The following is a 19,103-nucleotide window of genomic DNA, read 5'->3' on the forward strand; positions in this document are numbered from 1 at the left end:
AGTAACTTAAGCTGAGTTTTTAATCAAAGAAGAAAAAAGTGAGTGAGCTGGAAAGAAAATCAATGGAGTGACAAGTTCGGAATTATAAAACCGATAAAGAGAGATTCACTGTGAATTCGCTGTAGGTTAGCGAAAATTATCAAGGATGGAGTTTTTTTGAACATGTCTCTAAAACACGAAACATAATATGCGATCAGTTCATCGGACTTTCAAGGGAGTAACAAGAGAATATTTGATAACACTGAAGTCAATCACACATGTGCTAATTCTCAGTTGGTTAATCTATCCGATGTTTGCTACGTTTAAATGACACAGTCATTGGAAAGGTATGATTTATGAAAATAAATGTTCAAACACATCATGTATCAATTAACGACGAGTCACGCAAAGACATCGAAGGTAAATTCGAGAAGATATCTAACCATTTCCCATCACTGATCAGTTGCGACATCATCATTACTAAAGAACACGGTCAACATCAGGTTGAAGTGTTCACCAACTACGAAGGTGTACGAGTAACAGCAAAATCGACAGACGATGTTATGTACCCAGCTATCGCTTCAGCACTCAAGAAACTTGAAGCAGGCCTAAGTAACCGTAAGGGACAATTGAAAGCCGACCTACACGAGAAACCAACAAGCACGAAGCCAGAGATTGCTTCGGACATCATCCAAGAGATGAAATTGGTATAAATCGATAAGTAGTTAAAGCGAAATAACTAATAGACACTTATTAAGAATTTCAAAGCCAGCACATGTTGCTGGCTTTTTCGATCTTAAAGCCAAGCAAACCTTCCTTCTTTACCGTCTCTCGAATTCAGCTCAAACCCACATCATTTTTAACGCCCTTAAGTTCTTAGCTGCTATAACAATCACTTGTGGTATTTGATACAGTTATAAACAGAAATTTAGACCACAACGGAATGTTTATTATGAAGAAAATCGCATTGATACTTTTCCTTGCCACTCAACTAATGGCTTGTACAGAAGTGGGCAGTGAAGCTTGGTGTGCGGATATGAAAGAGAAGCCTAAAGGTGACTGGACGGCTAATGAAGCGGGCGATTTTGCTAAGCACTGCATTTTTTAAGCCGGTTGTCCGTTTGATACGGAAGACACCGCATAAAAAAACGACCGCTAGGTAGACCGAAGTACCTAGGGTCGTTTGAGCTTCAAAATGCTAGATAAGCTCTTAACTTTCACACAACATACTTTCTATATGAGTTTGTTACGGATATGGATCACTACAGCTTCTGCGATAATAACCACAGCAAAAATACTCACCAATACCATCGATACTTTTTGCCACTCAAAAAGGTTTTGCGCATCGTTTAGCACCACGCCAATACCACCAGCCCCCACCAACCCCAGTACAGCAGATTCACGCACATTGATATCCCAACGGAACAATACAATTGAATAGAATGCTGGCATCACTTGTGGCCAATACCCTTTAAGCAAGATGCTCATCCAAGAAGCGCCAGTTGCGCGCAGAGCTTCGATAGGCCCCATGTTCACTTCAGCAATCGCTTCCGCTAACAGCTTCCCTACAAAGCCGATACTACGAATGGCAATTGCCATAATGCCTGCGAGAACACCGGGGCCAAATAGTGCGATAAACAACAGTGCCCAAACCAATGAGTTCACAGAACGTGAAGACACCAGAAAGAATTGAGCAACCCAGTTCAACGCTTTATTCGGGGTAATGTTTGGCGCATTCAGTAACGCCAACGGAATTGCAAATACCAAGGTAAATAAGGTACCTAACGTTGCGATATGCAGCGTCTCAATCATCGCAGCGTGAATCGATTCAGGATAGAAACCGTAGTCCATTGGCACCATACGCTCAAACATATCTGCGAACTGTGCTGGTGCGTCGTATAAGAACTCAGGAATCACTTCCACCGTCTGCCAAGACCACACGATGGCGCACACAAGGCTAAGGTAAACAGCAAATCGAGCTACACGTTCGTTGGGTGTAAAACGCTGCCACTCTCTATCAATAGATGCAGTTGTCATTAGAAGATTCTCCTAACAATGTTGGAAAGGAATTCGCCGACAAGAATCAGTGCGATAATGGTGATCAAAATAGCCGCGACGAAGTCGTAGTCAAAACGTTGGAATGCCGAGAACAATGTACCGCCAAGACCACCTGCCCCTACTATGCCAACCATGGTTGAGTTACGTAGATTCGAATCTAACTGGTAGCTAGCAAAGCCAATAAAACGCGTGAATACCTGAGGCATCACCGCATACAGAATCACGCTAATGAAACTCGCGCCAGTTGCTTTAATCGCTTCAACCGGTTTAAAAGAGATCTCTTCGATAGCTTCAGCGAACAGCTTGGCGATGAAGCCAATGGATGCGAATACTAAGGTCAAGATCCCAGCCAGAGCACCAAAGCCCACCGCTTTCACAAACAAGATGGCGATGATCACTGGGTGAAAAGAACGACACAATGCAATAAATCCACGAATGGGCGTTGATACGATTGAAGGCATCATATTTCTCGCGGCTAGCAAGCCTAGAAACAGTGAAATAACGATGCCAAAGAAACTTGAGATAATCGCAATCTGTAAGCTTTCCGCTAACCCACTAAGCAGTAAGCTGGTTCGCGAAAAATCAGGCGGAAACATTCGAGATAGTAACCGCTCACTTTCACCAAAACCGATGATCAAACGATCAAAGGTAAGCCCTAGCGTCGAGAAGCTGTAAAACAGATAAGCCACTATACCGGTGATAATCGCACGGTTTGTCCATGACACCTTGAAAGGGTTTTCGTGCTTCGCTGGCGACTGGTTTGACGGTACGCTTGGCGATGAGCTTGGGGTTAGTCCAGCCATGATTCACCCCCATAGATAATTTTTAGATCTTCTTCAGAAATACCTTCAGGACTGCCGTCGTAATGCACCTTGCCGTTACACATGCCGATGATACGTTTAGCGTAACGCTTGGCTAGGTTCACATCGTGGATGTTCACCAAAACAGGGATGTTTTTCTGTTCTGCAAATGTCTCCATTAACTCCATGATCTCAACTGCGGTTTTCGGATCGAGTGATGAGGTAGGTTCGTCAGCCAGAAGAATATAAGGGTCTTGCATCACTGCTCGAGCAATACCAACTCGCTGCCTTTGTCCACCCGACAAGCTGTCGGCACGTTGGTTAGCAAAGTCTTGTAAACCAACAAACTCAAGTAGCTCAAACGCTTTGGCGAGGTCTTGCGCAGAGTAGTTACGACGCCATGCATTCCAAGCAGTCATGTAACCCAAACGGCCACTCAACACGTTCTCGATAACCGTTAAACGTTCGACAAGGTTATATTCTTGGAACACCATGCCGATATGTCGACGCTGTTTGCGTAGCGCTTGACCTTTAAGTTGAGTCAGGTCTGCGCCATCAAAAATGATTTCACCTTGGCTTGGATCGTTAAGGCGGTTGATACAGCGTAGAAGTGTGCTTTTACCTGTACCGGATGGGCCGATAATCGCGATGATGCCAGGCTCATCGATATCTATATTAATGCCTTTAAGGATTGGCTTGCCTGCCACGTATTCGTGGAAAAGGTTGTTTATCTTTATTCCTTCATAGCTTGCTACGGCCATACTGCATTTCCTTGTGCGAATTTTAGAATGAACTATGCCCTACCCGCGAGGGCATAGATTTTTAGTTAAGGTAAGTATTTAAAGAACTAAGTCTTTCTAAAACTTAGCCTTCCAACTGAGTCAAGAACTAGCCGTTGTTTGCTTGTTTTGCTAGCTCAGCTGCTTTTTTCTTTGCGCGTTTAGCCGCATCTTTTTCAGCGAGCTTCTTAAGACCAGCTTTGGTGTAAGCCGTACCTGTCGCGTGTGCGATATCACGAATCACGTCCCACTCTTCTTTGTAGCTGATTGGTGAGAAGCGGTCTGCACCTTTAAATGATGCACTCATCTCTGGAGTAAAGCGGTAGCTAAAGAAAGCTTCGTTGATCTTCTCAACAAGCTCTGGTTTTAGGTTGTACGCGTAACCAAAAGCAGACGTTGGGAAGCGTGGGCTACGGTAGATGATCTTCAGTTCAGAATCGTCGACACGACCTGCAGCGACCATACGATCGTAAACATCTGATGCCACCGGTGCTGCATCATAGTCTCCATTGAAAACACCAAGAATAGACTGGTCATGCTTACCTGAGTAAAGCACTTTATAATCCTCATCTGGCACTAGGCCTTTCGCTGGGAATAACGCACGTGGAGCTAGGTTGCCAGAGTTGGAAGATGCAGAAGTGTGTGCAACCTTTTTGCCTTTCAGATCAGTCATTGTATTAATGCCGCTGTCTTTACGCACAATGGTGATCAGGTTGTAGCCTTGGAAACCAGACTCATCGCCTTTTACTGCAATTGGAACGTAACCCGCTAGGTTAACCGCGTAGCCTGTTGGACCGGTAGAGAAACCTGCAACGTGCAGTCGACCAGAACGCATCGCTTCTACTTGCGCAGAGTTCGAGTGAACTGTGTAGTAAATCACTCGCTTACCCGTAATTTTACTTAGGTGAGCTTGGAAATCCGCAAACGCATCTTTATATAGCGCTGGGTCTTCTACTGGCGTGTAGGTAAACACAAGCGTGCTTGGGTCGTTCCACTCATCTGGATTCTTTGGTGAATCGGCGACCAAATCTTGGTTTTCATCACAGTATCGATCGTCTAACACACCACGACTAGAGCAGTCGCTTGCCATAGCCATTGAAGGAAGTAGTAATGAGCTAGCGATTAACAGTCCTTTAACACTGATTTTCATATTCAAACCTTATTTTTACTTATTGTTGAAAGTCACCTTCGCTATTGCAGCCTTTGTGCCATGTTTTTATTTATTTAATTTCAACAACTTACAACAAACCCCAAACTAACTAATATCTTTTGAGTCATTCGTGTCCAACTCAAAACCAATCATTTGGGTCATTTCTGTCCCGTCGATTTCAGTGGTAAAAAAAGAGCCCGAAGGCTCTTTGGTTCACTGCTTTTTCTTTTGTTATTCTTTAGTAAGCGCTCTCTATACAAACGCTATAATTAGCAGGTGTAACACTGCACTCAGAAGAACCTAAGCGTCGCTGTCCATGCAGTTTGCGTAATAAGTTACCGTTGCAGGCCAATCGCTGAATACGCCCATCACACCAACATCTTGTGCCAGCACATCAAGCATTTTCATCATATCGCCATCATTGTTGATACCATCTTTCACACTCTTGTAATACCAACCACCGCCTTGCGCTAGCGGGCCAGAACGTTCCAGTGTCCAAGCGATAATGTCGAGGTCTGCATCCTTAGCAAGCATGGCGTAGTTAGACGCAACCAGTTCGTTGTTTTCGTCTAAATCAACCAGAGCAAACAGAGGTGGTGCGATGATATTCACACCCGCATCGTGCAGTTCTTTCATGTTCTCAACAGACGCGACAAAGTCCGCTTGTTCGTAAACTCGGTCATCAAGATAAACCGCTTGTTTGCCGAACTTCGGCGTTTCATTGATCCAGTACTTCACATCATCCAAGTTGAATGACTGCAGGTAAGCCTCAGAAGGCTTGAAACCCGCTTCTTTCAGTTCATCCACCAACTTCTGCGCATACATCTCTTGGCTAAATCCATTGAAAGGCATGTCGACAGCTGCCGATTTCAATTCAGGAGTGACCTTCACGCCGTGCTCTTTAAACAGTGCTGCACTTTCTGCGTGTGTCATCAGTGTGCCACTTTGGCTGTAAAGATCGGTTCTCCAACCTGGAGTCCCGTTCATGTACTCTTCAACCGTGGTGGCTTTTGGGTTCGCCCCATCCATTTTACCTTTGAGCGTCTTAAACTCAGCCAGCGTGAAATCAGAAGTACGGCACTCAACCTTAGCATCTTCGCCTGTCGCTGGATTAGCTGGTATAAACGGGGTTGAGCACTTCTTAGCAAGATCTGGATGCGCTAATACATCGGTCGTGGTGTGCAGATCACTTTGCGAGTGACGACATACCAACGCCTTATCTTTGGTGAAGGTCACATCACATTCGACGACACCAGCGCCCATTTGAATCGCCGCCAAATAGGATTCCTTAGTGTGCTCAGGAAACTGCATAGCAGCTCCGCGATGCCCAATAGAAAAATCGCTACGATGAAAAGGTCCTTCGCTACAACTGAGCAGCTTTGTTTTCAAAGGGCTCTCATCCATATTGTTAACTAAAAAGAGGGGACGAGGTCCTAAGTTTGCTGGTTCTGCAGCGGCCCATGCCGTTATTGAACTCATACCGAGTATCAGAGCAATCGAACCTTTCAGTATTTGCTTCATGTTTGTATCTCCTTGCAACAAGCAATTATTTTTCTAATATCCTTTGTTCGATCATTCAGTGTTGATAGCTGTCATATGTTTTTGACTCAATACCGAATAACCTCATGTGGACTGACGCCACAATGTAGGGATTGCACGCTTTGTGCCAGATGTTAAAGCTCTTTTATTACAATCACTTGAAACAGTTAATCATTCGACTAAATGATAAATGGGTCATTGTTGTCTTGTGTTTTTACTATGCGAATTAATGAACCAGCTAGACCTTGAAACTCTCTTTATCCAATTGGTGTTTCTTCATTTTTCGATAAAGAGTTTTACGCGGTAAATTCAGCTTACTTGATACCTCATTAATATTACCCGCGCTTTCTATTAGCGCTTCCGTCAGAACATTTCGTTCGTACTGCTCCATCTGCTTTTCAAAAGCGAAATCTTCTCCGGATGCTTCACAAATTGGCGATTGAAGATCAAAGCCATCACCGACGATACCCAACACAAATCGATCAGCGACATTACGCAGTTCACGCACATTGCCCGGCCATTCATGTCGGCATAGCTGCTGAATTTGTTCCGGGTAAATCGTCGAAGGACGTGTCTTGTATTTATGACTCGCTTGAATCACAAAATGGCGAAACAGCACCTGAATGTCTTCTTTTCTTTGACGCAATGCAGGAAGGTTTAAGCTCGCAATGTTAAGGCGATAGAAGAGATCGGCTCTGAATTCTCCAGACTCACTCAAGCTCGCGAGATCAGCTTTACTAGCGGCTACCACGACGATGTCGACAGGTATCAACTCGTTACCACCAACACGCTCAATCATTCGCTCTTGAATCACGCGCAACAATTTGATTTGTACCGCAATCGGCATGCTCTCAATTTCATCGAGAAACAGAGTCCCGCCATTGGCTTGTTCTATTTTTCCAATACGCTTCTTGTTCGCGCTAGTAAACGAACCCGCTTCATGGCCAAACAACTCACTCTCAATAATGCTTTCTGTCATGCCGCCACAGTTAATTGCGACAAATGGTTTAGTCTTACGACGACTAAATTGATGCAGAGCGCGAGCTATCACCTCTTTACCCGTTCCCGTTTCTCCATTGATAATGGTATCGACGCCAGTATGTGCTAAAGCGAGTACTTGCTTACGTATCGTATCCATCGCTTTTGATTGGCCAATAACCACAGACTCTATAGGTAGCTCCTCTTGCTCATCGCCATCCGAGGTTGAAGGGCAATTGTGCTGACATTGGGTAATCGCCAAATCAAGCTTCTCCACCAGCTCACTCGAATTAAGCGGTTTTTCCAGAAAGTCGAAAGCACCAAGCTTCATCGCTTCGATCGCCATTGGGATATCGCCATGGCCACTCATCAATAAAACGGGTACATTCGGGGCACGGTGTTGGATTGAGCTCAACAACGTCAAACCGTCCACTTTCGGCATACGCACATCACACAACACAACCGACAGACTGTTCGCTTTAAGCGACTTTAGGCCAAGGTTGGGATCAGTGAAGGTGCTGACACTAAACCCTTCTAGCTCTAACATTTCGCTCACGGCTTCGACGACATCTATTTCATCGTCGATAAGAACTATGTGTTTTTCTGAAATCATGAGCCTGTGCCTTTTGGTAGAGTGACGATAAAGGTGGTGCCTTGGTGTTCAACCGATTCCACGTGAATCGAGCCGCCAAAGTCTTTTATTATGTTGTATGCGATAGACAGGCCGAGCCCAAGCCCTTTACCTGTTGTCTTGCGGGAATAAAATGGATCAAACAAATACGGAATGTCCTCTTCAGGTATCCCTAACCCGTTGTCCATAACCAAAATCTGAATGGTATTCGAATGCTCTAGAGTCGAGATGCTGAGCTCAGGTTGCTCTCTGTGCTCAACGGCATCCAGAGCATTGCTGATCAAATTCACCAGTACCTGTTCTAAGCGAATGCTGTTGGCTCGAACCATCTGGCCACTTTGCTGTGAATACTGTATCGACACTGCGCTCTGTCTGGTTTCAAACAGGTCAATCGCATCACTGACAACCTTATCCAACTCGACGTTATCAATCTTGCCATCGCTCTTACGTGAGAAGGCTTTTAGGTGACGAGTAATCGCAGCCACTTTATCTAACAAGACCTCGATCTTTTTCAGGTTCTCTTCTGATCGGTCTGGCCTTTGCTTACCTAACCATAATTGAGCACTTCGAACGTGACTGTTTACTGCGGTCAGTGGTTGATTGATCTCGTGCGTGATCCCGACACTTAATTGCCCAAGCGCAGCCAGTTTTCCGGCTTGGATTAACTCGTCTTGAGTCACTCGTAGTTTGGCTTCGGCTAAGGTGCGTTCTTCAACCTCTGCCTCTAATTTTCGATTGGTTTGCTTAACGACTTTGGCCGTGGTCTGAAATACCTTTAAGTACTTGGCCATTTGCGTCACTTCGTCTTTTCCCAGAATAGAAACCTCGGTATCTAAATGACCGGTAGAAATCGCGAACATGTTGTCTTTGAGCTGTAAAAGCCTTTCTAAAATACTTTTACGCACGTAGAACCACGAAATGGCAGCGGCAGCCAACACGCTAAACAGAGAAAGAAAAAAAGAGAGTTGTTGATTCGATTGCAAAGACAGCTGCGCTTGTTGAATCGATTGGTCAATATTGCTATTCACCTTGCTGGTGTTGCTTTCGATCTGCACGGTTAATTGGTTCAAATGCTCGCGGCTGTTTTCTAGGAAGTATTGCTCTTGATAGAGATGATCGAGCGCTTTGTTTTTCATCCCATACAAACTGCTATCGCTTGAGGCGAGGTTATAAATCACTGTGAGTTGATGATCTAATTGAGGAAAATTACTTCTTAAATCACCACTGACCCAGAGCTTCCACCACTCTTCTCCTACCTGCTCGAGTCGGTAACTGGTGTAATCCAGTTCATTAAAACTGGAATCGTTATACAGCTTTTCGACCAAACCTAATTGGTAATAAAGCAGAGACTTGAGCTGTGTGTACTGGATTTGATCTTTGGCAGACTCAGGTAGGCTATCAAGTGAGTCACTGGCTTGCTGCAATAGAGGATAAAAGCCTTCAAGCAAATTACGAAGTTCTTGATTGAGTTGTTCTGACTCAATCTCACTTTGATACAACAGGCTCAGACTATTATTAACTTGGGCGATAAGATCTTTAAAGTAGGCGTGATAATCAGGAAATTGAACCATAACGCTATTCATTACTGATATAGCCTCTTCAATTTTAAGCATCGCCTGTTTGCGCTCTAAATTGGATTCAGCGTCACCGAGCTGAGAAGAGGTTGTGATAATCACTCGCACCATATCATTAAGGCGAGCGGCATTATCTAAGGCCGGGATTTCACTCTCCTTTAGCTCAACAAGACGTTGGTTTAAATCATCGAAGGTAAAGCTGGTGATAACTGAGAGGAAGATAGTGGTCATCGATAGCATGGCTAACGCAAGTACCAAGCGCAGCTCAATACCTTTCCAACCAAACCACTTACGACGTGGAATTTTGATCGAGAACGGGCGCTCGAAACTATCCTTATTTTCTACAACCTCGGAGACATAACTACTCACTCGTCCCACCTTCTTTTCATCAAATAATCAACAGTAACTGTCAATGATTCAATCAGTTAGGGCGTGAGCCTTACTTGGGCTTGCATCGAATAGCTTTAGTGAAACTATTAAATGAAGAGCAATCATTAACATTTCACATAAGATATCATAACAATTATTTTATAAAGCTTGAGCTGTCTGTTTTGCGATAATAGAAAGTGACCGCACCGACAGAAACGTGATTACTTTATCAATACGCACGTAAATTATACGAATAGCACTCTCCATCAAGCAGTCAAAACCTACGATGATTTAATAAGTTGAGGTCTAGAGATCGAAAAAATCGCACAAGTTTTCACTAATACGATTTCATTCATGTCATGTCATGTCCATCGACTAACCGAGACTCAACGAACTTAAAGAACTTAAAGAACTTAAAGAACTTAAAGAACTTAAAGAACAATCATCCCATCTCGATAAGTCAGTCCGGGTGCTACATCTTGGCCAAGTAAGACTGGGCCATCGAGGTCGACGATTTCAGATTGAACCGCAATAGGCAGCGCTGCACGCATCGCCAAAGAAGTACCGAGCATACAACCCGACATCAGAGTAAATCCGAGCCTTTGGGCTTCTTCTGCAAGTACCAATGCTTCAGTCAGGCCGCCCGTTTTATCGAGTTTGATGTTGACCATTTCATACTTGCCCAACAGCGATGAGAGCTGTGAAGTGGTATGACAGCTTTCATCGGCACACAGTGGTATCGGGTGCTTGATGTGTGCCAGTGACGCATCGTGCTGCTGTGGAAGAGGTTGTTCGATCATCGCAATATCAAACTCTGTTAGTTGATTGAACAACTCTTCGAGATTCAATCCTGTCCATGCTTCATTCGCATCCAATACAATTTGAACATCTGCCGCAGCTTCTCGTACCGCGCGAACACGCTCTACCACTTGCTCGCCATCAAGCTTCACTTTCAGAAGTTTCACACCATTCGCGACATAATCTCGAGCCTGAGTCGCCATCGCTTCTGGCGTACCAATCGAGACGGTCATCGCTGTCACGATTTGATTCGGTAACTCAAATAGGCTATTCGGAAACGTCTGGTCGTTCTGCTGAGCTTCAAAATCCCAAAGCGCACAATCGACCGCATTGCGCGCAGCCCCGCCGGTCAATAAAGACTGAAGATGATCTCTTAGCTCTGCCGGATCGGTAACGCCTCGTTCAAACATGGCTTCAAGTGCGCTAGATGCTTGTTGGATTTGCGCTAATACAGACTCCGATGACTCACCGTATCGTGGGTAAGGCGTGCATTCGCCCTGAGCTCGTTTGCCACCATGTTCAATGTAAACACGAACAACGTGACACTCAGTTCGACTGCCACGAGAGATGCGAAAAGGCGTTTGCATCGCGATAATAATGGGTTCTGCTGTAATCTTCATAATTTCACTCGGTTGATGTTCGCTTTAACAAATGGAAACGTAGAAATGATGAAGTCGTTAAAGTGAATGTCGCAAATGATCAGTAATGTGTTGTACACCAAAGCGCACTGGGTCCGTCACCGGCACTTGATAGAGTGTGGTCCATTCTTGGCACAATGTCTCAGCATCTTCAATGCTAATCGCCGAAGTGTTCAAGCAAATACCCACCAGCTTCGCGTCTGGATTAGTCAGTCGCACCGCTTGCAAGTTGGCTTCAATCGTCTGTTCTATGCTTGGTAGTTTAGCATGAGGAAGGTTACGAATATGTGGTCGCCCAACTTCATGACACAGCACCAAAGCATCAGCTTGTGCGCCATGTAAAAGACCCAAACTCACGCCTGCAAATGAGGGGTTGAACAAAGAGCCTTGCCCTTCAATGATGTCCCAATCGTGGTCGGTAAAATCAGGGCTAATCACTTCAACTGCGCCAGAAATAAAATCCGCAACCACAGCATCAATCGAAATACCGCTGCCTTCAATCAAGATACCCGTCTGCCCTGTCGCTTTGAACTGAGCGGATGTCCCTGACTCTTTAAACGACTTTTCGATAGCTAAAGCCGAAAACATTTTGCCAACTGAGCAATCTGTTCCGACCGTAAGCAGGCGCCTACCTTGACGAGGCTTACCGTTACCAACATTAAGAACACCATCAAAATGGCGTACATCATGAAGCTTCGTCAATCCTTGTTGCTGCATGTCAGCAAGCGGTGAAAATTCACTCAATCGTTGGTGCATGCCAGATGCAATCTCAAATCCCATTTCTGCAGCTACCATAATGGTTGACTGCCAGGATTCAGGAATAACGCCACCCGGATTTGCGGTGCCAATCACTAGGGTTTTAGCTCCCTGTGCTTGCGCCTCTTGCAAGGTCATGTCCGTTAACCCCAGTGAAACGGTATCCCCCGTTAAACGCAGTTGACCTAGGCAGATTTCTGGTCGCCATTGATGAATACCGCGAGCTGTTTTTGCGGCGAGTGGGTCAGTAACATCCCCAAGAAAAAGAAGGTAAGGTTGAGCGATAGACATGAGCATTCCTAATTAATAAGTCCTTGTATGGATTTACTTTAATTAAGAACTTCGAAGGTGCCGAATGCCTATTTATGGCGAGCCTATAACCTTAAGTTATAGGGTAAGTATGGCTCTTCAATGAAGCGATAAATTGCTTAACGGAAATCGACTGAGGGGTGTGCTCTGCGCAAAGCATCGATACCGAAAATTAGATATCTGGCTGCAAATAAAATACACAAACCGAGTCGTCATTTTGATATTGCTCTGCCGTCCACGGATCAACAATCGCAAAGCCCGCTTGGTGTTTCACCAGTTCCGCAGCCGCGCTGTATCCACGTACAGATATCGGATGGTGGTAATGCTCATCGCGCGCAATAAGGCTTTGATGTAATAGGAGGCCTAATGGATCGCGGCTATCAAGCCCGATGATTGGCAGCGGATAACTGATCAAATCATCTAGAGTTAATTCTGTAGGTAAATGATCAACTGTATTGGAAGGAACCAAAACCTTAAGTGATTCAGTTAATAGCGTTTCACTTAATATCGCAGGCGGCGTTTCATCGCCAAACGCGATAGCAATATCAAGCTCATACTTGAGTAAACCTTCACACAACTCATCTCGGTTTGCGGTCAGCAACTCAAAAGAGAGTTCTTGCTCGCGAGACATTTGGGCGATCACCGAAGTCAGCAATTTAGTCGCCAGAATCGGTGGCGCACCAATACGTAAATGCTGATGTCCTTGTTTTACTTTATTGGTCAAAGAGCGAAATTGACCCAGTTGCTGATAGACCTTTTCCGCTTCTGGCAGCAAGGTTTTCGCTTCAACCGTTGGTACTAGGCGCCCTTTAACTCGTTCGAATAAACCAAACCCAAGTTGTTGCTCCGTGTGCGCCAAAATACGGGTCACGTTTGGTTGCGAGACATGCAAGCTGCGCGCGGCTCCAGATACAGTTCCGGTCTGCATAATGGCGTAAAAGACTTCCAACTGTCTTAGGTTCAAATCAGTATCCTTTGGATTCACAAGCTAGATTAAGCAGCTAGAGATACTAGCATATAGCAAGTATGCATCCAGATAGAATGACACCAAATACAAAAAATCGCATAGGCCCCCACCCATGCGATTTTTATTTAAAATCCTCTCAGTAAAGTAAGGGTTATTTCCCCAAAACAACCATCACTTTACGTTTTTTATCTCCAGAGAAAGGACGACGACCATGCATAGCAAGGTTATTGTCAACTAGCGCTACATCGCCAGCTTGCCAGTTAAGGTCGAATGACAACTCTTCGGAGATCTTAGAAATCGTCTCTAAAAATGACTTAGGAATTTCAGAATCATCTCCAAAGCACAGTGCTTTTACAGGGTTTTCTTTAACGCCTTCCCAACCCTCAAATGCGGCAATAATTTGGTTGAAGAACACTTTACGACCGTCAGCGACCGTTTTGATCCCAGCTAAAGCCCCCGTTTGAGCCAACAAATCACCATTGTCTTGCCATGTCCACGTGTAACCTAGCTCTTTCAATTTAGCTTCAGCTTGTTGCTCGTTTTCCACGCTTAGGGTACTTAGCCAACTACGACCTTGTGCTGACTCAGCACTGTCACCACCCGGCATAGTCGTTGTGTACTTAATTCCAACTTCTTCTAGCTTATTTGTTAGTTCAGGCTCAACTTTGATTAGCTCGTTGTAGATCATATCTGAACGACATAATACGGTTGCTCCGCCCTGCTCTGCCGGACTCTCACAAAATAATGAAATACGGTTTGGATAAATAGGTGTTTGTGCCATTTCGTTGTGCAAGTTAATCGCAACTTCTTTAGGTCCTTCATTGGCTGTGAAGACTAGCTCGGTAAAGTTGATACGCACTGCATTCGACAATGACTCTTTATACGTAAAGTTCTCATAACCGAACGATGCAAAAAATGCATCATAGCTTTCAGCATCAACAACAGGGAAACCACGAAACAGAATAGCCCCTGTGCACAGTAGCTCTGCTTCCAAGTGCTCACGGTGCTCTTCAATCCATGCTTTCGCTTCTGCTAGTGTTGTCACTGAGCCATCGTTTTCAATGATCGTTGGAAAATTGCTTACTTCGAACTCTAGTGTTTCTGTGATTTTATTTAATACACCCATGATTAGTCCCTTAATCGTAAATTGGTGAAAAGTGGTTGAACGCAGCTTCGCAGAAATCGCCAGGATCATTGAATCGGCGGTTAATGTTCAAAGCTGAAATTGACTCCATTTCGCGCTCTGTTAGCTCGAAATCGAAAATAGAAAGATTCTCTTTCAAACGCTCCACTTTTGAGCTTTTAGGTATGATGGTGCAACCACGCTGCACTCCCCAACGCAACGCAACCTGAGCGGGTGTTTTTCCATGCTCTTTCGCCGCATTTACTACAACTTCTTGCTCCAAAACAGATTCCAGTTTGTCTGCCATATTGAGCTCTAGGTACGATAAAGCGCCAAGTGGAGAGAAGGTTGTTACCGAGATACCATAGCCTTTCGCAAGCTTAATCAAACGCTCTTGCGTTAAGTATGGGTGAGACTCAATTTGTAATTCACTAGGCTTAATCTTTGCGTAAGCCATTAAGTCATTCAGCAAACCTGAATTGTAGTTACATACGCCAATGTTCTTTACTAGCCCGGCTTCAGCCAGTTCTTCCATTGCTTGCCAAGTTTCGAACAAAGGCACTGGCTCAATCATCATCTTCGGCTCATCCGCTTGAGGATCAAAGATCCACTCTGGCGGGTAACGAGTTTCAAATGGAACATAGGGCTGTGCGATTGGAAAATGCACAAGATAAGAATCTAAGTAATCCACTCCAAGGTCTTGAAGTGTGCGCTCTAAAGCTGGACGCACGTGTTCTTTCTTATGGTAGGTATTCCAAAGCTTTGACGTTATCCAAAGATCCTCACGCTTCACTATGCCATCTTCAATCGCGCGCTTAATACCCAGGCCCACTTCTTTCTCGTTACCATAGTCACATGCGCTATCAAGTAATCGATAACCAATTTTAATCGCGTTATAAACCGTTTCGGCACATTGATCTTTTTCAATCTTCCACAACCCTAAACCTACTTTAGGGATTCCGTAGTTGTCGCTCATTGTTCTTCCTTTTTACTTATGGCGCTCTATTTTTATTTTTGAGCTTATTTTAGATATGACTTTACTGCCAGGCTTAAGCATTAAACTACCGTCTGTCTATTTATTTTATTTTTATTAACTAGTTAATGTGTTACTGCCCTGATGTTTTTCTTATTTCATCGGCAATAACATGAACATTCAAAAATACAACTTGAATATGATTATCTGGTAGTCGGATAAAACCGAGAGCACCTTGTCGTCGCAATAAGCTTTCATTAACTGTTTCAATATCTTTCACTTGTATACGTAATCGAGTAGCACAATTATCAATATGCCCTTCGACGATATTATCGACACCACCAAGACCTGAAATTATCTTATTTGCTTTGGCTGTCAGGTTACCTTTATCTCTGATCATATTAATCTCACAGTTAAAACGACATGATTTAAGAGCAATACTTCACATAGAAGCCAAGTATCGCTCTATAAGATATTTATTAAATTAAACTGGGGTTACTTCATCGAAACTTCATAAGAAGCATTGATCTGAGCTTCACAGGTCTGGATTTCAGATTGGAAACGTTCTAGCCACTGTTTGCCTTCAGCATCTGCATTGTTTGCCCAGTTATCAACAACCGGTTGAGTCGCATCTTTGAACGCCTGTTTTTCCGCAGCGGTTGGGTTGTAGATCTCGCCGTCCGCTTTCTTGAACTCTTCGTAAGACGTGTATTCATTATGTTTAGGGTAAGACATCAGATATTGCTGCTGTGCTTGGATACCATCAAGTACAACTTTCTTTAATTCAGGAGAAAGTGATTTAAACTTCATATCTGACATTAGCCATGCACCGCCCATGTAAGCGTGGCCGTCTAATGTTAAGTAATCTAGGCTTTCATGGAATCGACTTTGAATAATATCAACAATACCGTTCTTAGTACCTTCTACAACACCCGTAGATAGTGCTGTGTATACCTCTGGCCATGCGATTGGTGTTGGTGAGCCGTCAAGCTGCTTAACCAAATCTTGCTGTACTTTTGCAGGAACCGTACGAATCTTCATGCCTTTTACATCTTCAGGGGTTTTGATTGGCTTCTTCGTTGTCGCAAAGTTACGCCAGCCACCAGAGTTCGCAACCATCATTAGGCGTACGTTTGGAGCCTTTTTAAGAACGTTACCGCGAACGTCAGAGATGAACTTATCATTACCGTAAACACACTCAGCCACGCGGTCATTCGGTAGTAGGTATGGAAGGTCAAATGATTCAGCCGGTTTCCAGTAATAAGCAATCTCAGAAACTGTCGTCGGGAAGTAGTCAAACATGCCAGCTTGGACGCCCGCAATACACTCTTTACCTGAACCACATAATTGACCTGACCCGTAAATTTTCACTTTAATTTCACCATTTGAACGTGTCTCTAGGTGATTTTTAAGTACCAATAATGATTGGTGGTTATAGCTTTCAGGTGAAGTTAGATGAACCACATTAAATTCAGTTGCTGAATATGCTGCACCTGATGTTAATAATGCAGCGGCAGTTGCTAAGTTGATTATTGTTTTTTTCATAATATTTACCAGTGTAGGGTTTATTTACAGCATAAGTAAGTGCTGCATTTCTATCGTTATTGGTTAGTAATGTTATTAAAAATATTTAATCTATTATCGGTTATCACATAATCCCAAATAATTGAGGGAGACCTATTACTAATTGAGGGAAGCATGAGATAACAAAAATAAGAGCCATCTCTACAACTAGGAATGGAATTATCTTCTTTGAGATTTCAGAAACAGATACTTTTGAAACGCCAGATGCGACAAACAGAACCAAGCCCATTGGTGGTGTCGCTAAACCGATTGATAGGTTTGCACACATCACAACACCAAAGTGAACTGGATCGATACCTGCACTGATCATGATTGGTGCAAATATCGGAGCGAAAATTAGAATTGCAGGGCCCGCATCTAAGAACATACCGATAGCGAACAATAGAACGTTAATAATTGCGAAGAGTAAGTACGGATTGTCCGTAATACCGTTCATAAAATCTGCAACCATGTTCGATACACCAGACAAGCTGATGAGTGAAGCAAAGCCACTCGCGGCCGCAACAATAATTAAGATAGACGCTGCGTTTACCGCGACTTTGGCAAACAGTGCATATGTTGCTTTTACATTGGTTACTCGAATGATAAACAAAGACACACAGATAGCATAAGCCACTGCAACTGCTGCCGCTTCTGTTGGGGTGAATATGCCTCCATAAATACCGCCTAAAATAATAACCGGTGTCATCAATGGAAGAATCGCGAGTTTGAACGCTTGGTGACGCTCCATTGCCGGTGCACGCTCCATTGGCTGTACCGCCGGGTACTTGCGAATCTGGTAACGATTCATCAGCATCAAACCAATACAGAAAATGATGCCTGGAGTCACACCCGCTAGGAACATCGCAGCAACCGATGTGTTCATCACAAACGCGTAGATAAGCATGATGCCAGAAGGCGGAATGATATTGCCTAACACAGTTGCTGCCGCAGTCAGTGCTGCTGAATAGCCGGTGTCGTAGTTATATTTTTTCATTTCTGGAATTAGCATTCCGCCAATCGCAGAAGTTGCCGCTACCGCAGAACCAGTTAGCGCCCCGAAAATAGTTGCAGCAAGAATCACCACGTGCCCTAAGCCGCCACGAAGGTGCTGAACCATGGTTTGAGCAAAAGCAATGATACGTGGTGTGATGCCACCGGCCGTCATGCATTCGCCAGCTAACATAAAAAACGGCAGAGCTAAAAGTAAAAAGCTGTCTAGCCCCGAATACAAACGCTGATAGAGCATGTTAGCAAACAGCATTTGATCATTTTGAAACAGTGTGATGATTGGTGACAGTCCCAGAGTGAACAGAACAGGGACACCTACAATCAATAACGCAAGAAAATATACTAAGAAAATTGGGGAAACCATGTCCTACTCCTTATGACGCAGATTTCAATTCAAACTGTTCTTCTTGATCAGCTGAATCATCTTCGGTTTGACAAGATTCCAGCATCTCTGCGGTTTTACTTGTCTGAGATACATCTTCAAAGTCACCCAGGATGGCGCGCACGCAAGCAACACTTTTTTGTAGCGCGTACAACATAGTCACAACCATCATGACCGGTGGTGCGATGTACACGAAGTACATTTGGATAGGCAAACTGTCTGCCATCACCGAACCTGTATTGAAGAACGTCCAACCGAATTTAATCCAAACGGAGAACACAAGAATCGCTGCGATATGACCTAAAAGAGATAACAGAGCGAAGAAACGAGGGGACTTCTTCTCGACAATTTCAGTCACAAAAGTCATCGCAATATTTTTATCGGTTAGGTACACGAATGGCAGGCACAGATAAGTCATATAGATCATCAGGAATCGAGAAGATTCATCCGTCCAACTTAATGGAACATTGAATACATAACGGAACAGCACTTGCGCTACTACGATCACAGTCATCAAAAGCAGTAAGATACCGGCCGTATGACGGAGCAACTTAGCGAGAGGAGTTGTTATCGTATTCAATGCTTTTTCAATGGCTCTTAACATAGAATCACCATAATAATTATTATTGGTCTATTTATAAAACGACACACGGTTTATTGGGTGTGTATTGATAACTCAGTTAATAATTTAGAACCGTGATATTTTTCACACAGATAAATAATGTG

General features: G+C 44.0%; 17 protein-coding genes and 1 pseudogene. 2 read left to right on the top strand and 16 right to left on the bottom strand.

Annotated features, from left to right (window positions below; translation table 11 throughout):
• The first annotated feature begins 335 nt into the window (after positions 1-335).
• Positions 336-692: a ribosome hibernation-promoting factor, HPF/YfiA family gene (hpf, locus tag HRQ85_RS00190; protein WP_048611638.1), complete on the top strand. Its 357-nt coding sequence runs from the start codon at positions 336-338 to the stop codon at positions 690-692.
• 239 nt (positions 693-931) lie between these two features.
• Positions 932-1,087, top strand: a complete 156-nt coding sequence (locus tag HRQ85_RS00195; RefSeq protein WP_017061679.1) for a DUF3012 domain-containing protein — start codon at positions 932-934, stop codon at positions 1,085-1,087.
• Between the two features lie 125 nt (positions 1,088-1,212).
• Here the strand turns inward: HRQ85_RS00195 and phnE (HRQ85_RS00200) are convergent, their stop codons facing one another.
• The 16 genes and pseudogenes from phnE (HRQ85_RS00200) to HRQ85_RS00275 all read right to left on the bottom strand — a co-directional run bounded on the left by phnE (HRQ85_RS00200) (position 1,213) and on the right by HRQ85_RS00275 (position 18,981).
• Positions 1,213-2,016 carry a phosphonate ABC transporter, permease protein PhnE gene (phnE, locus tag HRQ85_RS00200; protein WP_048663773.1) on the bottom strand — a complete coding sequence of 268 codons (804 nt, stop codon included), beginning with the start codon at positions 2,014-2,016 and terminating at the stop codon, positions 1,213-1,215.
• On the bottom strand, positions 2,016-2,840 hold the full coding sequence (phnE, locus tag HRQ85_RS00205) for a phosphonate ABC transporter, permease protein PhnE (protein WP_172378324.1): 825 nt from the start codon (positions 2,838-2,840) through the stop codon (positions 2,016-2,018). The genes phnE (HRQ85_RS00200) and phnE (HRQ85_RS00205) overlap by 1 nt, the downstream gene beginning before the upstream one ends.
• Positions 2,828-3,598: a phosphonate ABC transporter ATP-binding protein gene (phnC, locus tag HRQ85_RS00210; RefSeq protein WP_004732991.1), complete on the bottom strand. Its 771-nt coding sequence runs from the start codon at positions 3,596-3,598 to the stop codon at positions 2,828-2,830. The genes phnE (HRQ85_RS00205) and phnC overlap by 13 nt, the downstream gene beginning before the upstream one ends.
• A gap of 127 nt (positions 3,599-3,725) precedes the next feature.
• Complete coding sequence (gene phnD / locus HRQ85_RS00215; RefSeq protein ID WP_017054845.1) at positions 3,726-4,766, bottom strand: phosphate/phosphite/phosphonate ABC transporter substrate-binding protein; 1,041 nt, start codon at positions 4,764-4,766, stop codon at positions 3,726-3,728.
• Positions 4,767-5,066: 300 nt separating this feature from the next.
• Entirely contained in the window at positions 5,067-6,287 is a 1,221-nt protein-coding gene (locus HRQ85_RS00220; RefSeq protein ID WP_172378326.1) for a glycerophosphodiester phosphodiesterase family protein, read from the bottom strand.
• Between the two features lie 256 nt (positions 6,288-6,543).
• A complete protein-coding gene (locus tag HRQ85_RS00225) occupies positions 6,544-7,896 on the bottom strand; it encodes a sigma-54-dependent transcriptional regulator (protein WP_122082392.1) in 1,353 nt (450 codons plus the stop codon).
• Positions 7,893-9,866, bottom strand: coding sequence for an ATP-binding protein (locus HRQ85_RS00230; RefSeq protein ID WP_172378327.1), 1,974 nt, complete (start codon positions 9,864-9,866; stop codon positions 7,893-7,895). Before HRQ85_RS00230 ends, HRQ85_RS00225 begins: the two co-directional genes overlap by 4 nt.
• Before the next feature lie 422 nt (positions 9,867-10,288).
• Entirely contained in the window at positions 10,289-11,275 is a 987-nt protein-coding gene (dgcA, locus tag HRQ85_RS00235; RefSeq protein ID WP_172378329.1) for an N-acetyl-D-Glu racemase DgcA, read from the bottom strand.
• Positions 11,276-11,332: 57 nt separating this feature from the next.
• Positions 11,333-12,340 (bottom strand): N-acetyltransferase DgcN, encoded by a 1,008-nt coding sequence (dgcN, locus tag HRQ85_RS00240; RefSeq protein WP_172378331.1) that lies wholly within the window; start codon positions 12,338-12,340, stop codon positions 11,333-11,335.
• 91 nt (positions 12,341-12,431) lie between these two features.
• Positions 12,432-13,322 (bottom strand): annotated as a pseudogene (locus HRQ85_RS00245) (LysR family transcriptional regulator).
• A gap of 154 nt (positions 13,323-13,476) precedes the next feature.
• On the bottom strand, positions 13,477-14,451 hold the full coding sequence (locus tag HRQ85_RS00250) for a TauD/TfdA family dioxygenase (protein ID WP_060981084.1): 975 nt from the start codon (positions 14,449-14,451) through the stop codon (positions 13,477-13,479).
• A gap of 10 nt (positions 14,452-14,461) precedes the next feature.
• On the bottom strand, positions 14,462-15,424 hold the full coding sequence (locus tag HRQ85_RS00255; RefSeq protein WP_172378332.1) for an aldo/keto reductase: 963 nt from the start codon (positions 15,422-15,424) through the stop codon (positions 14,462-14,464).
• A 130-nt stretch (positions 15,425-15,554) separates the two neighbouring features.
• Positions 15,555-15,821 (bottom strand): PTS transporter subunit EIIB, encoded by a 267-nt coding sequence (locus HRQ85_RS00260; RefSeq protein ID WP_172378333.1) that lies wholly within the window; start codon positions 15,819-15,821, stop codon positions 15,555-15,557.
• 95 nt (positions 15,822-15,916) lie between these two features.
• Positions 15,917-16,966 (bottom strand): TRAP transporter substrate-binding protein, encoded by a 1,050-nt coding sequence (locus tag HRQ85_RS00265; protein WP_060981081.1) that lies wholly within the window; start codon positions 16,964-16,966, stop codon positions 15,917-15,919.
• 103 nt (positions 16,967-17,069) lie between these two features.
• Positions 17,070-18,359: a TRAP transporter large permease gene (locus HRQ85_RS00270; protein ID WP_060981080.1), complete on the bottom strand. Its 1,290-nt coding sequence runs from the start codon at positions 18,357-18,359 to the stop codon at positions 17,070-17,072.
• Between the two features lie 10 nt (positions 18,360-18,369).
• Positions 18,370-18,981: a TRAP transporter small permease gene (locus HRQ85_RS00275; RefSeq protein WP_060981079.1), complete on the bottom strand. Its 612-nt coding sequence runs from the start codon at positions 18,979-18,981 to the stop codon at positions 18,370-18,372.
• Positions 18,982-19,103 lie beyond the last annotated feature (122 nt).

The organism is Vibrio sp. Vb339 (genome assembly GCF_902751245.1).
Lineage (GTDB): Bacteria > Pseudomonadota > Gammaproteobacteria > Enterobacterales > Vibrionaceae > Vibrio > Vibrio coralliirubri.

Excerpts from the sequence above, each read along its gene's own strand:
- dgcN (WP_172378331.1), bottom strand. The coding sequence starts at position 12,340 with ATGTCTATCGCTCAACCTTACCTTCTTTTTCTTGGGGATGTTACTGAC.
- phnE (WP_172378324.1), bottom strand. The coding sequence starts at position 2,840 with ATGGCTGGACTAACCCCAAGCTCATCGCCAAGCGTACCGTCAAACCAG.
- HRQ85_RS00270 (WP_060981080.1), bottom strand. The coding sequence starts at position 18,359 with ATGGTTTCCCCAATTTTCTTAGTATATTTTCTTGCGTTATTGATTGTA.
- phnD (WP_017054845.1), bottom strand. The coding sequence starts at position 4,766 with ATGAAAATCAGTGTTAAAGGACTGTTAATCGCTAGCTCATTACTACTT.
- phnE (WP_048663773.1), bottom strand. The coding sequence starts at position 2,016 with ATGACAACTGCATCTATTGATAGAGAGTGGCAGCGTTTTACACCCAAC.
- phnC (WP_004732991.1), bottom strand. The coding sequence starts at position 3,598 with ATGGCCGTAGCAAGCTATGAAGGAATAAAGATAAACAACCTTTTCCAC.
- HRQ85_RS00225 (WP_122082392.1), bottom strand. The coding sequence starts at position 7,896 with ATGATTTCAGAAAAACACATAGTTCTTATCGACGATGAAATAGATGTC.
- HRQ85_RS00220 (WP_172378326.1), bottom strand. The coding sequence starts at position 6,287 with ATGAAGCAAATACTGAAAGGTTCGATTGCTCTGATACTCGGTATGAGT.
- HRQ85_RS00255 (WP_172378332.1), bottom strand. The coding sequence starts at position 15,424 with ATGAGCGACAACTACGGAATCCCTAAAGTAGGTTTAGGGTTGTGGAAG.
- HRQ85_RS00260 (WP_172378333.1), bottom strand. The coding sequence starts at position 15,821 with ATGATCAGAGATAAAGGTAACCTGACAGCCAAAGCAAATAAGATAATT.
- HRQ85_RS00250 (WP_060981084.1), bottom strand. The coding sequence starts at position 14,451 with ATGGGTGTATTAAATAAAATCACAGAAACACTAGAGTTCGAAGTAAGC.
- HRQ85_RS00275 (WP_060981079.1), bottom strand. The coding sequence starts at position 18,981 with ATGTTAAGAGCCATTGAAAAAGCATTGAATACGATAACAACTCCTCTC.
- dgcA (WP_172378329.1), bottom strand. The coding sequence starts at position 11,275 with ATGAAGATTACAGCAGAACCCATTATTATCGCGATGCAAACGCCTTTT.
- hpf (WP_048611638.1), top strand. The coding sequence starts at position 336 with ATGAAAATAAATGTTCAAACACATCATGTATCAATTAACGACGAGTCA.
- HRQ85_RS00265 (WP_060981081.1), bottom strand. The coding sequence starts at position 16,966 with ATGAAAAAAACAATAATCAACTTAGCAACTGCCGCTGCATTATTAACA.
- HRQ85_RS00195 (WP_017061679.1), top strand. The coding sequence starts at position 932 with ATGAAGAAAATCGCATTGATACTTTTCCTTGCCACTCAACTAATGGCT.